Genomic DNA, 16,559 nt, shown 5'->3' with positions numbered 1-16,559 from the left:
GCGCGGCGGGGCGGCGGCGGGCCCCCCCGGGGCCCCCCCCCCCGGGGCGCGGGGGGGGGGGGGGGGCCCCCCCCCGCCCCGCCCCCCCCCCCACGCCCGCTCCCCGGCCTGCCCGCCCCACGCTCCCCGCCCCGATCCCGGAGTCCTCTGTGCCGTCCCGTACGCCCCGCCGCTTCCGGCGGACCGCCGCCCTGTCGACCGCCCTCACGGCCTGTGCCGTCCTGGCCGCCTGCACCTCCGCCGAGCCCTCCCCGTCCTCTGCCGCCGCGTCCGGCGCACCGTCCGCTTCCGCGACGGCCGAACAGGGCGACGCGCGGACCGAGTCCGCCGGACCGGCCGGAGCGGCAGGGTCGGCAGGGTCCGCCGGGAAGGGCCGTGTGACCCGGCCCTCCCCCGCCGAGGTCTCGATCCCCTCGATCGGCGTACGCAGCACCTTGATGAAGCTGGGGCTGAACGCGGACGGCACCGTCGAGGTCCCTCCCGCGGAGAAGGGCATGACGGTGGGCTGGTACAGCGGGGGTTCCGTGCCCGGAGCGCCGGGGCCGGCCGTGCTGATCGGCCACAACGACACCCGCTTCGGCCGTGCCGTCTTCCACGACCTCAAGACCATCCGCGAGGGTGCCGAGATCCTGGTCCGCGACAAGGCGGGAAAGACCCTGCGGTACACGGTCACCGGCAAGGAGGCGGTCAGCAAGAAGGCGTTCCCCACCCAGAAGGTCTACGGCCCGACGAAGGACAGCACCCTGCGGCTCATCACCTGCGACGGCGAGTTCGACGCGGAGGGCCACACGGTCGACAACCTCATCGTGTACGGCTCCCTGCGGTGAGGGAAGTGGCATCCCCTCGGCCGGAACGGGGGGTGACCGGCCGCTGACCCGGATGGCAGCCGAGCGGACAGACTCGTGCCACCCGATGTCTACCCGTCGGTAACTGCCGCTGCTTGGATGGGGGTCGCCCGGTACGCTCCCCCCTCGACCCCAGGAGACCTTGTGCCGAACACCGCGTTCCGCCGCCTGACCGGCGTGGCCCTCTCCGCCGCGCTCGCCACCGCCGCCCTCGCCGCGAACGCCCCGCAGGCGGCGGCCGCCGAGACTCCGTCCCTGCGGGTGCTCTCGTACAACGCGTTCCTCTTCAGCAAGAACCTCTACCCCAACTGGGGGCAGGACCACCGAGCGGCCGAGATCCCGAAGGCGTCGTTCTTCCGGGGCAACGACGTCGTGGTGGTCCAGGAGGCCTTCGACAACGGAGCCTCCGACGCTCTGCTGCGCAACTCCGCCGCCCAGTACCCGTACCAGACCCCGGTGGTCGGCCGGAGCAAGAGCGGCTGGGACGCGACGGGCGGCTCGTACGCGGCGACGACGCCGGAGGACGGCGGCGTCACCATCCTGAGCAAGTGGCCGATCGTGCGCAAGGAGCAGTTCGTCTTCAAGGACGCGTGCGGCGGCGACTGGTTCTCGAACAAGGGCTTCGCCTACACGGTGTTGAACGTCAACGGCGCCCGGGTCCACGTCGTCGGCACCCACGCCCAGTCGACCGACCCCGGCTGCTCGGCGGGCGAGGCGGCGCAGATGCGCAGCCGCCAGTTCAAGCAGATGGACGCGTTCCTCGACGCCAAGAACATCCCGGCCTCCGAACAGGTCGTCGTGGCGGGCGACTTCAACGTGGACGGCCACTCGTCCGAGTACGCGTCGTTCCTCTCCGACGCCGGGCTCTCCGCCCCGGAGTCCCGGACGGGCCACCCGTACTCCTTCGACACCCGCGACAACTCCATCGCCTCCGAGCGCTACCCCGACGACCCGCGTGAGGACCTGGACCACGTCCTGCACCGCACGGGCCACGCCAAGCCGGCGGGCTGGAAGAACGACGTGGTCAAGGAGGAGAGCGCGCCCTGGACGGTGTCCAGCTGGGGCACGACGTACACGTACACGAACCTCTCCGACCACTACCCGGTGATCGGGTCCGCCGCCTGACGGCACGGATGGGACAATCGGGGGCCCCGGCCCGCCGGGTTCCGCCCCGCCCGTGAAGGACCCGCTCCATGAGCACCGCCTCCCAGCCGTCGTTCCGCATCCGCCCCGGAAGCCCCGGCTCCCCCGTGCTCCTGCACGTACCGCACGGGTCCCGGGCGATCCCCGAGGACGTACGCGGCGGCATCCTGCTGGACGACGGCGCTCTGGAGCGGGAACTCGACCACATCACCGACTCCCACACCGCCGAGCTGGCGAGCCGGGCGGCCGACGCCTGCTCCGTCCGGCCCTGGCGCTTCGTCAACGGCCTCTCCCGGCTGGTCGTCGACCCCGAACGCTTCCCGGACGAACGGGAGGAGATGCGCGCCGCGGGCATGGGCGCGGTGTACACGCACACCACCCACCGCGAACGGCTGCGCGCCCCGGAGGCGGACCCGGAACCGCTGCTGGCGGCGTACTTCCGTCCGTACGCCGAGGCGATGACGGAGGCGGTCGACGCCCGGATCGCCGCCACGGGCCGTGCGGTGATCATCGACGTCCACTCGTACCCCACCGCGCCCCTCCCCTACGAGCTCCACGGGACCGGCCCCCGCCCGCCCGTCTGCCTGGGCACGGACCCGTTCCACACCCCGGCGGGGCTGCGCTCCCTGGCGGAAGAGGCGTTCGCCGGTTTCGGGGGGACGGGCGTCGACTCCCCCTTCGCCGGCACCTACGTCCCGCTGAAGCACTACGGCACGGACCGGCGGGTCACGGCCCTGATGATCGAGATCCGCCGCGACACGTACATGACCGAGCCGGGCGGGGCCGCGGGAGCGGGGCTCGACGCACTGGCGGAGGCGCTGGCGGAGTTGGTGGAGTCGGCGGCTCCGTACTGACCGGACGGAACCACTGGGGATCGTCTCCGGCCTCCTCACCCCTGCCGTCCTCGCTCAGACAGTCAGAAGAAGACCCCGCACCGCAGCAGTACGTTCGCGTACGGCCGGGCCTCCCCCGTGCGGACCACCAGGCGGGCCGTCGCCGTCAGCTCCTTCAACCCGGCGTGCGGGACCAGCTCCAACCAGGGGAAATGGCTGTCGAGGAGCGCCGCGGCCTCCGGGTTGGCCTCGCTGATCTCCTCGGCCGCCGTCGCGCCCTCGACGACCAACTCGTCGAGCAGGCCGTCCAGTACCTCCGCGAACGACGGGGTGCCGGCGCGGAAGGCCAGGTCGACGACGCGGGGGCCGGGCGGGATCGGCATGCCGGCGTCGCAGACCAGGACGCCGTCGCCGTGGCCGAGTTCGGCGAGCGCGCCCGCCAGGTGGCGGTTGAGGATGCCCGTCTTCTTCACAGTGCGTCGACCTCCTCCAGCGTGGGGAACGAATCCTGCGCCCCCCGAGCCGTGACGGCCGCCGCGCCCACGCGGACCGCGAAGGCGGCCGCCTCCCGGAGGTCGTCGCCCCGTCCCAGCCGCCAGGCCAGGGCCGCCGTGAACGCGTCCCCGGCCCCCGTCGTATCGACGGCCTCGACCCGCGGGCCGACCAGGTGGTCCAGGGAGTCCATGCGGCTGTCCGCCACCAGCGCGCCCGCCGCGCCCAGGGTGATGACGACCGAGCGCGGGCCGAGCGCGAGCAGGGCCGGAGCCCACTCCTGCGGGGTCTCCCCCGCACCGTCGCCCAGGATGTACCGCGCCTCGTGCTCGTTGACCACCAACGGGTCGCAGGCGGCGAGGACGTCGGCGGGGAGCGGGGCGGGCGGTGACGGGTTGAGGACGAGCCGGGTCTCCGGCCCCCGGCCGCGCACCGTCTCGGCCACCGTCGCCGACGGGATCTCCAGCTGTACGGAGATCACCCGCGCGGCCGCCAGCAGCGGGGCCGCCGCCCGGACGTCCTCGGGGGTGAGGCGGCCGTTGGCCCCCGGCGAGACGACGATGCTGTTGTCGCCCGACGGGTCGACGGTGATCAGCGCGACGCCCGTGGGGGCCCCGCCGACCAGGACGCCGTCCGTGTCCACGCCCGCCGCGCGCTGGCTCTCCAGCAGGAGGCGGCCGTGGTCGTCGTCGCCGACCCGGGCGAGCAGGGCCGTCCTGGCGCCGAGGCGGGCGGCGGCCAGCGACTGGTTGGCGCCCTTGCCGCCGGGGTGGACGGCCAGGTCGGAGCCGAGGACCGTCTCGCCGGGAGCGGGGCGGCGTTCGACGCCGATCACCAGGTCGGCGTTGGCCGACCCCACGACCAGCAGGTCGTACCGGGCGTCGGGGGCGTGGTCGTGCATGGGCGTGTTCCCTGCTTTCGTCGGTCCGGGAGCGGCGGGGCGGTAGGGGGCGCGGTGCGCGTGGCCGGGGTCAGGAGAAGTCGGCGACGTTCTCCCGGGTGACCACCTTGACCGGTACCTTCACCGTGCTCGCGACCTTCTCGTCCTCCGCCGCCTTCACGGCGTTCCGGACCGCGATCTTCCCCAGTTCGGCGGGCTGTTGGGCGACCGACGCGTAGAGGGTTCCGGCCTCGACCGCCTTCAGGCCGTCCGGGGTTCCGTCGAAGCCGACGACGGAGACCGACTTCCCGGCCTTGCTCCCGAGCGCCTTGGCCGCACCGAGGGCCATCTCGTCGTTCTCGGCGAAGACGCCGGTGACGCCGGGGTGGGACTGGATGAGGTTCGTCATGACGTCCAGGCCCTTGGTGCGGTCGAAGTCGGCGGGCTGCTTGGCGACCACCTTGATGTCCGGGTACGCCTTGAGTCCTTCCGCGAACCCGGCGCCGCGCTCACGGCTGGCGGAGGTGCCGGCCGTGCCCTGGAGGATGACGATGCTGCCCTTGCCGCCGAGCTTGTCGGCCAGCGCGTCGGCGGCGAGCCTGCCGCCCGCCACGTTGTCGGAGGCGACGAGCGTGGCGGTGTCCGCCTTGTTGACGCCCCGGTCGGCGGCGACCACGGGGATGCCCGCCTTGTTGGCGCTGCGGACGCCCGGCCCGACGGCGTCCGAGTCCACCGGGTTGACGATGATGGAGGAGACGCCGGAGCTGGTGAAGTTCTGGAGCTGGTTGGCCTGTTGGGAGGCGTCGTTCTGGGCGTCGGTGACGGTGAGGTCGACGCCCGCCTTCTCCGCCTCCGCCTGCGCGCCCTCCTTCATCTGCACGAAGAAGGGGTTGTTCAGCGTGGACAGCGACATGCCGACCTTCGTCGTGCCGCCGGAGGAGCCGGAGTTGAAGTAGGAGACCGCGCCGACGACGATCACCGCGCAGAGCGCCGCGCCGCCGAGCTTGAGCGCGTTCTTCCGGCCGGAGCCGGGGGCGCCGGGGGCGGCGCCCGCCGAGGAGGCCGCGCCCGAACCGGCCTTGCGGCGCAAGGTGTCGAGCAGGACGGCGAGGGCGATGACGACGCCGATGACGACCTGCTGCCAGAACGCCGACACGGACAGGAGGTTGAGGCCGTTGCGGAGGACGGCGAGGATGAGTGCGCCGATCAGGGTGCCGGACGCCTTGCCGACGCCGCCGGCCAGGCTCGCCCCGCCGATGACGACGGCGGCGATGGCGTCGAGTTCGTACCCCTGCGCGGCCTGCGGCTGGGCGGAGACGAGGCGCGAGGCCAGGACGATGCCCGCGACGGCGGCGAAGAGGCCGGACAGGGCGTAGATGGCGATCTTCTGGCGCTTGACGCGGAGCCCGGAGAGCCGGGCCGCCTCCTCGTTGCCGCCGATCGCGTACATCGAACGGCCGATGAAGGTGCGGCCGAGGATCAGCGCGGTGACCAGGCCCATGGCGATCATCACGAGGACCGGTACGGGGAGCCGGCCGCCGAGCGTGTCGCCGAGCCATGAGACGGAGTCGGGGAAGGCGATCGGGCTGCCCTGCGAGATGACGAGGGAGAGCCCGCGGGCGATCGAGAGCATCGCCAACGTGGCGATGAACGGCGGGAGTTTGCCGTACGAGACGAGGGCGCCGTTCACGAAGCCGCAGGCGATGCCGGTGAGGACCGCGAGGACGACCGCGAGGACGACGGGCACCCCGGCGGAGGTCGCGGACCAGGCGAGGACCGTCGCGGACAGGGCGGCGACCGAACCCACGGACAGGTCGATGCCCGCCGAGACGATGACGAAGGTGACGCCGAACGCGAGGATGGCGGTGACGGCCGCCTGGACGCCGACGTTCAGCAGGTTCTGGGTGGTCAGGAAGTCGCCCGAGAGCAGCGACATCGCCACCACCAGGACGACCAGGGCGCTCAGCGCCCCGTTGTCGAGCAGGACGCGGCGTATCACCGAGGCTCCGCCCGTACCCGCGTCACTCTTGGCTGTCTCAGTGGCCACGGGGGCCCTCCTCTTCCTTCTTCGGTGCGGGGTGTTCGGTGAGGGCGGGGCCCTCGGCAGGGGGCGGGGCGCCGACCGCGAGGGCCATCACGGCGTCCTGGGTCGCCTCGTCGGCGGCCAGCTCCCCGGCGATGCGGCCCTGGGCCATGACGAGCACCCGGTCGCTCATGCCGAGCACTTCGGGCAGATCGCTGGAGATCATCAGGACGGCGTGCCCGGAGGCGGTCAGTTCGTTGACGAGCTGGTAGATCTCGACCTTGGCTCCGACGTCGATGCCCCGGGTGGGCTCGTCGAGGATGAGGACCCGGGTGTCGGCCAGCAGCCACTTGCCGATGACGACCTTCTGCTGGTTGCCGCCGGACAGGGTCCGCACGTGCTGGCCGAGGCCGGACATGCGGACCCCGAGCTGCTCGGCGATGCGGGCGGCGGCGGTGCGTTGCGCCGTGAGGTCGACGAGCCCGGAGCGGGAGGCGGAGCGCAGCGTGACCAGGCCCAGGTTCTCCTGCACGGAGGCGTCGAGCACCAGGCCCTGGCCCTTGCGGTCCTCCGGCACAAGGCCGAGCCCGGCGCCCATCGCGGCGGGGACGTCGTGCCGGGCCAGCCGCTCGCCGCGTACGTCGACGGTGCCCGCGTCGTACGGGTCGGCGCCGAACACCGCGCGGGCCACCTCCGTACGCCCGGCGCCGACGAGTCCGGCGAGGCCGACGACCTCCCCGGCGTGGACGTCGAAGCTGACGTCGTGGAAGACGCCGTCGCGGGTGAGCCCGCGCACCGACAGCAACGCCTCGCCCGTGTCGGGGCGTTGGCGCGGGTACTGCTGCTCGATACTGCGGCCGACCATGAGCCGGACGAGTTCGTCCTCGGGCGTCGAGGCGGGGACCTGGCCGATGCTGCGGCCGTCGCGCAGGACGGTGACGCGGTCGCCGAGTGCGGCGATCTCCTCCAGGTGGTGGGTGATGAAGACGATCCCGACGCCGTCCTCGCGGAGTCGCCGGACGATCGCGAAGAGCTTGTCGACCTCCTCGGAGGTGAGCACGGCGGTCGGCTCGTCCATGATCAGGACGCGGGCGTCCAGGCTGAGCGCTTTGGCGATCTCCACCATCTGGAGCCGGGCGATGCCCAGTTCACGGACCCTGGTCTCGGGGCGCACGTCGAGGCCGACGCGGCGCAGCAGCTCTGCCGCGTCCTGGCGCATCCGGCGGTGGTCGACGAGTCCGAAGCGGCGGGGCTGACGGCCCAGGAAGATGTTCTCGGCGACGGTGAGGTCGGGTACGAGGTTGAACTCCTGGTAGATGGTGGCGATCTTGAGCCGTTCGGCGTCCTGCGCGCTCTCGATGCGCACCTCGCGCCCCTCGGCCAGGATGCGGCCCCGGTCGGGGCGGTAGGCGCCGGAGAGCATCTTGATGAGGGTGCTCTTGCCCGCGCCGTTCTCGCCCAGCAGGACGTGCACTTCGCCTCTGCGGAGGTCGAAGTCGACGTTGTCGAGCGCCACGACGCCGGGAAAGGCCTTGCGCAGGCCCTCGATGCGCAGCAACTCGTCGGGGGGTGTCTCCCGTTGCTTCTGCGGGGTGGTCAACGGTCGCTCCTCTCGTTCGGTGCGGCCTCGCCGCACGAGCGGCGTACGACGAGGCGGGCGGGCAGGGTGACGGACTGCGGGGCCCGTCCTTCGATCCGGTCGGCGAGCGCGCGCACGGCGGCCCGCGCCAGGTCGGCGGCCGGCTGCGCGACGGCGGTGATCGGCGGGTCGGTGTGGACGAACCACGGGATGTCGTCGAAGGCGGCGAGCCCGACGTCGTCCGGCACCCGCAGCCCGCGCGCCCGGATCGCGTCCAGCGCGCCGAGGGCCATCAGGTTGTCGGCGGCGAAGACGACCTGGGGCGGTTCGGCCAGGTCCAGGAAGCGCTCGGTGGCCCGGCGTCCGCTGGCGGCCTGGAAGTCGCCCTGCCCGATGTAGGAGTCGGGCAGGGCGATACCGAGCTCCCGCAGCGCGTCCCGGAACGCCGCGACGCGCTCGTCGCCGGTGGTGGTGGCGGCGGGTCCGGCGATGATGGCGAGCCGGCGGTGGCCGAGGCCGTGCAGATGCGCGACGAGGTCCCTGACCGCGCCGGTACCGTCCGCGCGGACGACGGGGACGTCGATGCCGGGGATCCACCGGTCGACGAAGACCATCGGGGTGCCGCTCAGGGCGACGTCCCGTATCAGGGGGGTGCCGCCGTCCGCGGGCGAGACGAGGAGGCCGTCGATCCTGCGGTCGATGAGTGTGCGGATGTGGTGGTCCTGGAGGTCGGGCCGCTCGTCGGCGTTGCCGATGATGACGCTGTAGCCGAGCGCGCGGGCCTCCTCCTCGACGAAGCGGGCCAGCTCGGTGAAGTACGGGTTGAGCACATCGCTGATGACCAGGCCGAGCGTGCGGGTCTGGGCGGTGCGCAGCGAGCGGGCCACGGCGTTGGGCCGGTAGCCGAGGGCCTCGACGGCGGCGAGGACACGGGTACGCGCCTCCTGGCTGACGGACGGGTGGCCGTTCAGCACGCGCGACACCGTGGCGACGGACACGCCCGCCTCGGCCGCGACATCCTTGATGCCCGCCATGTCCGGACCACCTCCTTGTGGTTTCCGTACACCTCGAAACCCGGGGGCGGCCGGTCGCGGACCGGTGACACGACGCCGTGGAATCGATTACACGGATGATTGGAATCGATTCCATGGCCAAAAACAAGACCCCCTCCCGTGGCCGATACCGGATCGTGACGGGAGGGGGCGGGAACGGGAGGAGGCGGGAGCCGGGGGGCGGCAGGAAGGAGGGGCCGGGCAGGGAGGACGACAAGCGCGACGCGAGAGGGCGGTGTGCGGGACGGCGACCTCAGCCCGCCCGGCCGCCCCGCCGGGTCACGCCCTCCCGGGGGCGCCCGGGTTCAGCAGACCGGCCACCTTCCCCCTGCGGTCGGCCGGGACGAGTCCGAGGAGCAGGATCTCCCACATCTCCTCGACCCGCCGGTCCAGGTCGTCGCGGCCGGACAGGACCGAGGAGACCATCTGGACCCCGGCCAGACTGGAGATCACCAGGTACGCCACCGCTTGAGGAGAGACGTTCGGCACGATGTCGCCGTCCTCGACGGCCTGGCGCACCTTCTCCTCGCACGCCTCGATCCACAGCCGGTACCCGACCGGCAGATCGCCGGTGTAGGTCAACTCCATCAGCAGGCGCGTCCCGGCCCGCACGACGACGTCCTCGTCGATCGTCCGCGCCGTGGTACGGGAGATCTCCACGATCTGCTCCAGGGCCGTCCTGCCGCTCCGCGAGATCCTCTCCACGACGGCGGTCATCCTGTCGTTGTGCTCACGGAGCACGGCGACGGCGAGGGACTCCTTGGCCGGGAAGTGAAAGTGCAACGCGCCTCTCGTGGTCCCGGCCTGTTCGATGATCTTGCCGAGACTCGCACCGGCGAACCCCTCGGCGTCGAACACGGCGGCAGCGCTCACGATGAGATGCTGCCGGGTCGCGATCGCCCGTTCCTGCTGGACTTCCTTCACCCTGGGGGTCCTCCCGACGGCACCTGTCGCTGGCATCGCTCCAACCTAGACGAGTCATTCCCCTGTGATCAGTGGCCGTAGACGATCAGCGAGCGCGCGACGGACGGGCCGGCGCACAGCCCACAGTCCCCCTCAAGGACGTCCGGTACCTCCCGGAGCCGGCCGCACCCTTGAGCTGAGGCCCCGTGAACGAACTGAGGGTCGGGGGCGGACGGGAAGCGGCGAAGGGACGTGCACGGCCAGGACCCCTTGGTAGCGACTGCAGCGTCGAAGCCCCGTCGCGCAAAGAGGTCCCGTCATGCCGTTGTACCCCGCTGTCGCCCCGAAGGGGCAAGCCGACCGCTCGTGCCCGGCCTGCCGGTTCGGTCACGGCCGCCGGCCGCAATCCCGCGAGGGGCCCTGTTCGAGCAAGGTCGGGAACCCGGGGGCGGACGTACCGGGGGCTGCGCCCGGTGCGGAGAAGAGGGCGCCTCCCTGCTCCGCGGGGCCTCCCCTCCTCGAATGAAGTCGAGAGCTCGGGAGCGCGTGCCACGCCCCGCCCGGCAGGCGGGACTTCGGAATGACTCGTTTAACTGATCGTTTCAGAATGAGGTTCGGAGCCGTCTCAAGCAGATGATGCTGCAGGCGAGTTGGAGCAGTGAGAGGTGGAGGTCGGCGCGTATCTCGTAGCGGGTCCGGAGTCGTTTGAACGGGTGGAGCCAGGCGAAGGTCTGCTCGACGACCCAGCGTGTCTTGCCCAGCCCGGAGCCGTGCGGGACGCCTCGGCGGGCGATCTGGGGTGTGATGCCGCGGGCTCGGAGGACGCGGCGGTACTTGTCGTAGTCGTAGCCGCGGTCGGCGAACAGCCGGCCCGGCCGGTGCCGAGGCCGTCCACGGAGGCCGCGGATGCTGGGGATCGCGTCCAGCAGGGGTGTCAGCTGGGTGACGTCGTGCCGGTTTCCTCCGGTCAGCGAGACGGCGAGGGGTGTGCCGTGGCGGTCGACGATCAGGTGGTGCTTGCTGCCCGGCCGGGCGCGGTCGACCGGCGAAGGCCCGGTGCGAACCCCCCTTCAGGGCCCGGATGTGCGAGCCGTCGATCGCGCAGCCGTCCATGTCCAACAGGCCGGCTTTGCGCAGATCGGCCAGCAGATCACCCAGGTCTGGGCCGACTCCGCGTACGGCAGCCAGCTCATCAACTGGTCCGGAAGCTTCCTCAACATCACCCTCAAAACGGTCTCCCGCCCCCGCGGCGCGAAAGGTTTCGTCGTTCTGCCTCGGCGCTGGAAAGTCGAACGGGCCCTGGGCTGGATCATGAAAGCCCGCCGCAACGTCCGCGACTACGAACGCCTCCCACAGCACTCAGAAGCCCATCTAACCTGGGCACTCATCACCTTCATGAGCCGGCGCATCGCTCGCAAGGGCCCCCACCCCAGCTGGTCGAAGAGGGTTTGACCGGCCGACCCCCACCACACCCCGGGACGCCCGCCATTCCCGCTGAGCTCTGCCGCGCAGAAGTATGCCCGGAAACCTCCCACAGGCCATCTACGTGCTGGGATCCCATCAGGGCTCAGGCGGCTGGTTCCGGCAGATGGCCGAGGTGCTCGATGACCCGCTTGCGCAGAAGGAGGTACTCGTCCCAGCGACGCAGAGGGCCCGGTGGGCGCTCGACAACGCGGGCCTCGGTGACGCTCTCGCCCCGCTGGAATTGTTCACGGGTCAAGTCGATTTCGGCGCCGCTGGGCAGCCGGTTCCACCAGTGAAAGCCGTGCTGGTCTTGCTCAAGATGCACTTCGCCGACGACGAGATCCCCGCCGAAAATGTCATGGACGATCAAGGCGGTGATGTCGCAATGGCCCCAGGCAGGGTTGTCGGCCGTCCAGGTGATGCCGCTCAGGTCGCTCGGTGAGCAGGTGTCGGCAGCCCAACTAGCTCACAAGGCGTTGTCCAGGTCGAGAAGGTTCCAAGGAGTCATGCCGACAGCATCACAGCCACCACTGACATCGCTACCACAGGGCTAAACCCTCGCACGACTCCACCAGAGAGGCGCTTGCCCTGGAAATCCAAACTCTGCGCGACAGGCCCAACCACCAGAGGACGAACGTCTCAGATTCCAATCAGGCACTCAGCCCTGGGTGGCCTTTCCGCCTTACCGCATCGTGGTCGACTCGGCGAGCGAGGAAGAGGCCCAGGACATGATGTGGCGGGCCCTGGACGGGGCCGTGACCATCGCTGACCGCTGCCTCGACGTACTGGGCCAGGTGGCCCCCCTGCGCGTGGAACGGATCGCTGAGGCCGACCGTCCCTAGGCTCCCCCGACGAAGACTGCAGCCGCGTGGCCGCGGGCAAGGAGCCGGAAGGGCTGGCGCTCGTCCATCTGCTGCGCCGCGGCCCTCTTTGAGCGGGTCGACATGACCGGAGGCCCCTGGCTCCCCACGGGGGGAGGGCGTCAGGAGCCGGTCGGTGTCCTGCCGCAGCAGGCGCGCCCCCTTCCCGGGGGCGGAGGTCACTCAGGGGGGCGAACTACGCGTACCGCCTCCTCCGGGACCTTATCGACACCGGGGCGCGCACGCCCACAGTTTGGTGGGTTCGGTGAGAAGGCCGGCCCCGGCGGTGAACGTCCCATGGCGTCCGGCGGCGCCCTGCACGTCCTGGTGCCCGCCCCCCTGAAGGCCGGCCCTGCCGCGGTGGCCGCCGAACCGGCTCCGCAGCCGACCGCACCCGCCGTACCCGTGGAGCGCCGGAAGGTGCCGAAGGGCTACCGCCGCGCCCTCGAAGCGCACCGCGAGGCCGCAGCGCCGTCCCGGGTCGACCCGGACACCGCGCAGTGGCGACAGCCGCATAACCCGTGCCCAGGATCGGGGGCCAAGGCCCGTTGCCGAGGATCACGTGGATCGGACGACCTGGCCTCTTCCCGCTTGAGATGATCTGCGGGAGTCCGGCTCGTGTCAGACCGGACATCAGGGGAGGAACAGCGTTGAAGAGAGTGACAACGGCACTGCTGGTACTGGCCGTCGCCAGCGGCTTGCTGCTCGGTGCACCGGTACAGGAGGCGTCGGCAGTCGAAACGACCGCGGCAGCCCAGACGGCACAGGTGACCTCACCGTACCCGGGGGAGACGCGAGTCATCACCTGGAACATATGCGGAGAGGCCGGCAGCCCCCGCGGCGAGCCGGGCTACTGCGCCTACCGTAACGAGCCCGACCGCAAGGCGGAGCAAGTCGCCCAACTGGTCACCGAGCACCAGGCGAACGTGGTGATGCTTCAGGAGGTCTGCGGTTACGACGAGGCCACACCCGAAACCGAGCGCCGTGCCAACTGGCGCAAGAGCCACATGGCGCTCCTGAGGGAACGTCTGGGCGCCGGATGGTCCTTCGCGCACGCGCCCGGCAACCGCGAATCGGACCTGGACAGCCGCTGCCGCGGTGAAGCGCTCGGCGGCGACCTGGGAGTCCTGCTCGCGGTTAAGGGTACGTTCGACGGCCCCGTCGAACGGGTCGAGACGGTGCCAGCCGACCTGTCCTCACGCAAGCTACCCATGGTGTGCGGCCGGGGAACCGGCCTGACCGACAAGTTCTGCAGCGTGCACTTGATCCCCGACGAGTCGGCGATCGCCAAGCGCCAGTCCAAGACCATCGCCGCTCACCTTCAAGACGACATCCCGGTCAGTGTGGTGATCGGCGGCGACTTCAACCGTAACGCCGCGTCCGCCGATCTGGACCCAGTCACGTCGAAGCTGGACCGCTGCGTCAACGGCGACCACACGTACCAGTACTGGGCGTCCACTGCGGCCACGCCCAGCCGCCACTGGCTCGACCACCTGTTCACCACCCCGCGCGCCGACGGCCCCCGCTTCGTCGCCTGCACCGTCGACCAGTCCCGTATGGACCGGACCCGGAACACCGACACCGAGGCGACCAACCCGCCGAACGGCTACTCCGACCACGCCCCCGTCATCGCCTACCTCCGCGACGCACCCGTCCCCGGCGACATGACCGGTGACGGCAAGCCGGACCTCCTGGCCGTCGACGACCTGGGCAAACTGCGCCTTTACCACGGCGAAGGGACCGGCGGTGTGCCCGGCGCCCACGACATCATCGGCACCGGAGGCTGGGGGAGCGCCTCCGTGACGCACCGCGGCGACTGGACGGGAGACGGTGTGGAGGACGTCGTCGCCCGGGTAGGCGGCGACCTACGCGTCTACACCAACCGTGGGGACGGCTCGCTGGCGGCCCCCGTCACGGTCGCTGGCGGCCTGCCCACGGACGCGAAGGTCGTCAGTCCCGGAGATGTCACCCGGGACGGCCACCCCGACACGGTTCTCTCCTACGACGACAAGCTCTGGCTTTTCGCGGGCGTACGCGGCACCGTCCCGGCCGTAGCCGCTCCCGTCCTCATCGGCACCGGCGGCTGGGACGTGATGACCCTCACGGCCCCCGGTGACGCCGACCGAGACGGCCGTCCCGACCTGCTGGCCCGCAACACAGCCAACGGTGACCTTTGGCTCTACCGGGGCCGCGACGGTGGAAACTTCGACGACCGCACCCTCTACGGCCACGGTTACGGCCTCGTCAACCGCCCCTTGATCTCGGGGGCAGCGGACGCCGACGGCAACGGCGTCGCCGACATGTGGACCACGACGAACGAGGGCACCGGCACCCTGCTGTTCTACGCCGGCGCAACCAGTGCAGGGGGCCGCCCGGTGGACGGCGAGCGTACTACGGTCGGCGCGAGCAGCTGGAGCACCATCCGGTCCGTCAGCTGACCCCGGCATGGTCCACGCCGCCCGTCCCCTGTCGACGGCGCCGAGATGACCGGAGGCCCCTGGCTCCCTACGGGGGAAGGGGGCCAAGTGCCAGTCGGTGTCCTGCCGCAGCAGGCGCGCCCCCTTCCCGGGGGTGGAGGTCACTCAGGGGGGGCGAACTACGCGTACCGCCTCCTCCGGGACCTTATCGACACCGGGGCGCGCACGCCCACCGCGCTGCCGCGCCGGCCGTAGAGTCCAGCCATGTATCCGATCAGCCGCCCCAGCCCACGCCTCCACCTGCGGGAGCTGACCCCCCAGGACGCGGAAGGCGTCTTCGCGATCTACGGGGATGCCCGCGCGACCGAGCACATGAGCTTCGAGCCGCGGACCCGCGAGGACGTCGAGGCGATCGTCGCCCGCTCGATCACCTCCGCGGCCGCCGACCCCCGCCAGGAGTACGCCCTGGCCCTCACCACCAACGAGGACGGGCGGCTGATCGGGCTCGGGCGCCTCGCCCTGGACCCCCACCAACCGCGCGCCGCCACCTTCGGCTTCGCCCTCAACGCCGAGATCTGGGGCCAGGGCTACGGCACCGAAACCGTACGACTCCTCCTCTCCTGCGCCTTCGAGGACCTCGGCCTGCACCGGGTATGGGGAGCCCGCTCCCCGCACAACACCGCCTCCGCCCGGACCATGGAACGCGCCGGACTCACCGAAGAGGGCTACATCCGCGAGCACATCCAACGCGCCGGACGGTGGCGGGACTCGGTGACCCACTCCATCCTCGACCACGAGTACCGGCCAAGCGATAGCGGTCCTGCGGCGGCATCATCCACCGGCCCGGCGCGCAGTGATCAACATCGGTGAGTTTTGATGTCGATAGCGTGTACGGTCGCGCGTCGCGGGTCTGCTTCATAATCCAGCTGTGGACATATCCGATGAGGAGCAACCGCTCGATCCCGTCTGGCTGGAGATCAACAACAATGTGTGTGGCGCCCTGACGGAAGCCCCCGGTGCATCGTTGGTGGCCGAGCGGTTCATCGGGGCCGGCTGGAGATCCCGATCCGGCTCGTCGTGGGAGTCGTATGAGGTCGAAACCGGCTGGTGCCGCATCGAGGTCGACCCGACCGACGGGGACACGCTCCTGAACGGCGTTGTCGATCCTCACCGCTTCGAGGAGCTGGCCGCGCTGCTGACCCGGTTCGGTCTGCAATTCAGCCTTGAGCTCTATGACGATGACGGGGAACTGCTGCGGGAGACCGCAGCTGGCCCCCCTCAACCCCTCTGAGGGAGTTCTCCGGGTCGGATAGGCACGAGGGTGACATCGGTGGCGCCGGCGGCTTCGAGGTCGCCCTTCCGGCTGTTGGCACTGCTCTCGTCGTAGGCGACGGAGGATGCTCTACGTCGCCCAGCCGCGTCGGTCCAGGTGAGGGCATAGTTCTGCATGGTGATGATCGGCATGCGGCTCATCATGATCGGTGGGTCTGACACTGCCCCCGCATCGACCGGTACGAAAGCCGCATGCTCGCGGTGACCCTGGCCAGTGCCGACCTCGACTGACCCGCGCCCAGAGCGGCTACGTCGCGCAGTGGTAGCGGGGGGCGTGGCCGATCAGGACAGTCCCCGTGGGGCTGCCCGCCCAACCGCCGTCCTCTGTCTCGCGCTCAGGCAGGAGGCTCGGGGTCGCCGCGACCGAGTTGCTGGCGAGATGCGCGGTCGGCGATCACCTGCGCCCGGCTCGACTGCTCACCCAGCAGGAGTTCTCCAGCGTTCTGTAGTCCGACCGCATCCCGGGCCTGGCGGGCAGCGGCCCGCGCCGCCCGGCGAGCCTCGTTGTATTCGAACGCGTCCTTGAGCCCTTCAAGGGTGTACTCCGCCTCCAGCGTCGCCAGGTCCCACACGGCCGGCTCCCGAGCAGCACGCCGCTCAGCTCTCTCCTTCCGGCGGGCTTCGGTCTTGGCCCGCGCCTCGGCAACCCACTCGGGCGGGGTCCTCCACCGCGGCGAGGACTTGCGCGCCAGTCATCGGAAAAGCGGACTCAGGCAGGTCTTGCGAGGACACACCC

Annotated in this window: 15 protein-coding genes and 3 pseudogenes; 8 read left to right on the top strand and 10 right to left on the bottom strand. The window is 71.2% G+C overall.

Annotation, left to right across the window (positions count from 1 at the left end; all coding sequences use genetic code 11):
* Nucleotides 1-149 precede the first annotated feature (149 nt).
* From ACH4K1_RS26770 to ACH4K1_RS26760, 3 genes are all read left to right on the top strand, one after another.
* Nucleotides 150-827, top strand: a complete 678-nt coding sequence (locus tag ACH4K1_RS26770; protein WP_398092110.1) for a class F sortase — start codon at nucleotides 150-152, stop codon at nucleotides 825-827.
* A gap of 162 nt (nucleotides 828-989) precedes the next feature.
* Nucleotides 990-1,970, top strand: a complete 981-nt coding sequence (gene sph / locus ACH4K1_RS26765) for a sphingomyelin phosphodiesterase (RefSeq protein WP_398092109.1) — start codon at nucleotides 990-992, stop codon at nucleotides 1,968-1,970.
* 68 nt (nucleotides 1,971-2,038) lie between these two features.
* Complete coding sequence (locus tag ACH4K1_RS26760; protein ID WP_398092107.1) at nucleotides 2,039-2,842, top strand: N-formylglutamate amidohydrolase; 804 nt, start codon at nucleotides 2,039-2,041, stop codon at nucleotides 2,840-2,842.
* Between the two features lie 62 nt (nucleotides 2,843-2,904).
* Here the strand turns inward: ACH4K1_RS26760 and rbsD are convergent, their stop codons facing one another.
* From rbsD to ACH4K1_RS26725, 7 genes and pseudogenes are all read right to left on the bottom strand, one after another.
* Nucleotides 2,905-3,294 (bottom strand): D-ribose pyranase, encoded by a 390-nt coding sequence (gene rbsD / locus ACH4K1_RS26755; protein ID WP_398092106.1) that lies wholly within the window; start codon nucleotides 3,292-3,294, stop codon nucleotides 2,905-2,907.
* Nucleotides 3,291-4,214: a ribokinase gene (locus ACH4K1_RS26750; protein ID WP_398092105.1), complete on the bottom strand. Its 924-nt coding sequence runs from the start codon at nucleotides 4,212-4,214 to the stop codon at nucleotides 3,291-3,293. Before ACH4K1_RS26750 ends, rbsD begins: the two co-directional genes overlap by 4 nt.
* A 70-nt stretch (nucleotides 4,215-4,284) precedes the next feature.
* Nucleotides 4,285-6,240, bottom strand: coding sequence for a substrate-binding domain-containing protein (locus ACH4K1_RS26745; RefSeq protein WP_398092103.1), 1,956 nt, complete (start codon nucleotides 6,238-6,240; stop codon nucleotides 4,285-4,287).
* Complete coding sequence (locus ACH4K1_RS26740) at nucleotides 6,230-7,816, bottom strand: sugar ABC transporter ATP-binding protein (protein ID WP_398092102.1); 1,587 nt, start codon at nucleotides 7,814-7,816, stop codon at nucleotides 6,230-6,232. Before ACH4K1_RS26740 ends, ACH4K1_RS26745 begins: the two co-directional genes overlap by 11 nt.
* Nucleotides 7,813-8,829: a LacI family DNA-binding transcriptional regulator gene (locus ACH4K1_RS26735; protein WP_398092101.1), complete on the bottom strand. Its 1,017-nt coding sequence runs from the start codon at nucleotides 8,827-8,829 to the stop codon at nucleotides 7,813-7,815. Before ACH4K1_RS26735 ends, ACH4K1_RS26740 begins: the two co-directional genes overlap by 4 nt.
* Before the next feature lie 297 nt (nucleotides 8,830-9,126).
* Nucleotides 9,127-9,771 (bottom strand): ScbR family autoregulator-binding transcription factor, encoded by a 645-nt coding sequence (locus tag ACH4K1_RS26730; protein ID WP_398092100.1) that lies wholly within the window; start codon nucleotides 9,769-9,771, stop codon nucleotides 9,127-9,129.
* A gap of 581 nt (nucleotides 9,772-10,352) precedes the next feature.
* Nucleotides 10,353-10,923 (bottom strand): annotated as a pseudogene (locus tag ACH4K1_RS26725) (IS5 family transposase); the annotation flags it as partial.
* Here ACH4K1_RS26725 and ACH4K1_RS26720 point away from each other — a divergent pair.
* Nucleotides 10,897-11,196, top strand: a pseudogene (locus ACH4K1_RS26720) (transposase); the annotation flags it as partial. The pseudogenes ACH4K1_RS26725 and ACH4K1_RS26720 overlap by 27 nt on opposite strands.
* Before the next feature lie 121 nt (nucleotides 11,197-11,317).
* Here the strand turns inward: ACH4K1_RS26720 and ACH4K1_RS26715 are convergent.
* Nucleotides 11,318-11,722, bottom strand: a pseudogene (locus tag ACH4K1_RS26715) (hypothetical protein).
* Nucleotides 11,723-11,882: 160 nt separating this feature from the next.
* On the opposite strand from ACH4K1_RS26715, the gene ACH4K1_RS26710 reads away from it, so the two are divergent.
* From ACH4K1_RS26710 to ACH4K1_RS26695, 4 genes are all read left to right on the top strand, one after another.
* Nucleotides 11,883-12,056 (top strand): hypothetical protein, encoded by a 174-nt coding sequence (locus ACH4K1_RS26710; protein WP_398092099.1) that lies wholly within the window; start codon nucleotides 11,883-11,885, stop codon nucleotides 12,054-12,056.
* Between the two features lie 677 nt (nucleotides 12,057-12,733).
* A complete protein-coding gene (locus tag ACH4K1_RS26705; protein ID WP_398092121.1) occupies nucleotides 12,734-14,512 on the top strand; it encodes an FG-GAP-like repeat-containing protein in 1,779 nt (592 codons plus the stop codon).
* A gap of 243 nt (nucleotides 14,513-14,755) precedes the next feature.
* A complete protein-coding gene (locus tag ACH4K1_RS26700) occupies nucleotides 14,756-15,361 on the top strand; it encodes a GNAT family N-acetyltransferase (protein WP_398092098.1) in 606 nt (201 codons plus the stop codon).
* 58 nt (nucleotides 15,362-15,419) lie between these two features.
* Nucleotides 15,420-15,782 carry a hypothetical protein gene (locus ACH4K1_RS26695; RefSeq protein WP_398092096.1) on the top strand — a complete coding sequence of 121 codons (363 nt, stop codon included), beginning with the start codon at nucleotides 15,420-15,422 and terminating at the stop codon, nucleotides 15,780-15,782.
* On the opposite strand, the gene ACH4K1_RS26690 is transcribed toward ACH4K1_RS26695, so the two are convergent.
* Both ACH4K1_RS26690 and ACH4K1_RS26685 read right to left on the bottom strand, forming a co-directional pair.
* Nucleotides 15,770-15,955, bottom strand: coding sequence for a hypothetical protein (locus ACH4K1_RS26690; protein WP_398092094.1), 186 nt, complete (start codon nucleotides 15,953-15,955; stop codon nucleotides 15,770-15,772). The two genes, ACH4K1_RS26695 and ACH4K1_RS26690, sit on opposite strands and share 13 nt — an antisense overlap.
* Nucleotides 15,956-16,158: 203 nt before the next feature.
* Complete coding sequence (locus ACH4K1_RS26685; RefSeq protein WP_398092093.1) at nucleotides 16,159-16,395, bottom strand: hypothetical protein; 237 nt, start codon at nucleotides 16,393-16,395, stop codon at nucleotides 16,159-16,161.
* Nucleotides 16,396-16,559: the final 164 nt, after the last annotated feature.

It is taken from the genome of Streptomyces sp. NPDC017448, assembly GCF_044330565.1.
In the GTDB taxonomy this organism is placed as follows: domain Bacteria; phylum Actinomycetota; class Actinomycetes; order Streptomycetales; family Streptomycetaceae; genus Streptomyces.
This window is presented reverse-complemented; position numbering and strand designations above follow the sequence as displayed.

Coding starts and splice junctions, on each gene's coding strand:
- ACH4K1_RS26760 (WP_398092107.1), top strand. CDS start 2,039: ATGAGCACCGCCTCCCAGCCGTCGTTCCGCATCCGCCCCGGAAGCCCC.
- ACH4K1_RS26750 (WP_398092105.1), bottom strand. CDS start 4,214: ATGCACGACCACGCCCCCGACGCCCGGTACGACCTGCTGGTCGTGGGG.
- ACH4K1_RS26735 (WP_398092101.1), bottom strand. CDS start 8,829: ATGGCGGGCATCAAGGATGTCGCGGCCGAGGCGGGCGTGTCCGTCGCC.
- ACH4K1_RS26700 (WP_398092098.1), top strand. CDS start 14,756: ATGTATCCGATCAGCCGCCCCAGCCCACGCCTCCACCTGCGGGAGCTG.
- ACH4K1_RS26690 (WP_398092094.1), bottom strand. CDS start 15,955: ATGCCGATCATCACCATGCAGAACTATGCCCTCACCTGGACCGACGCG.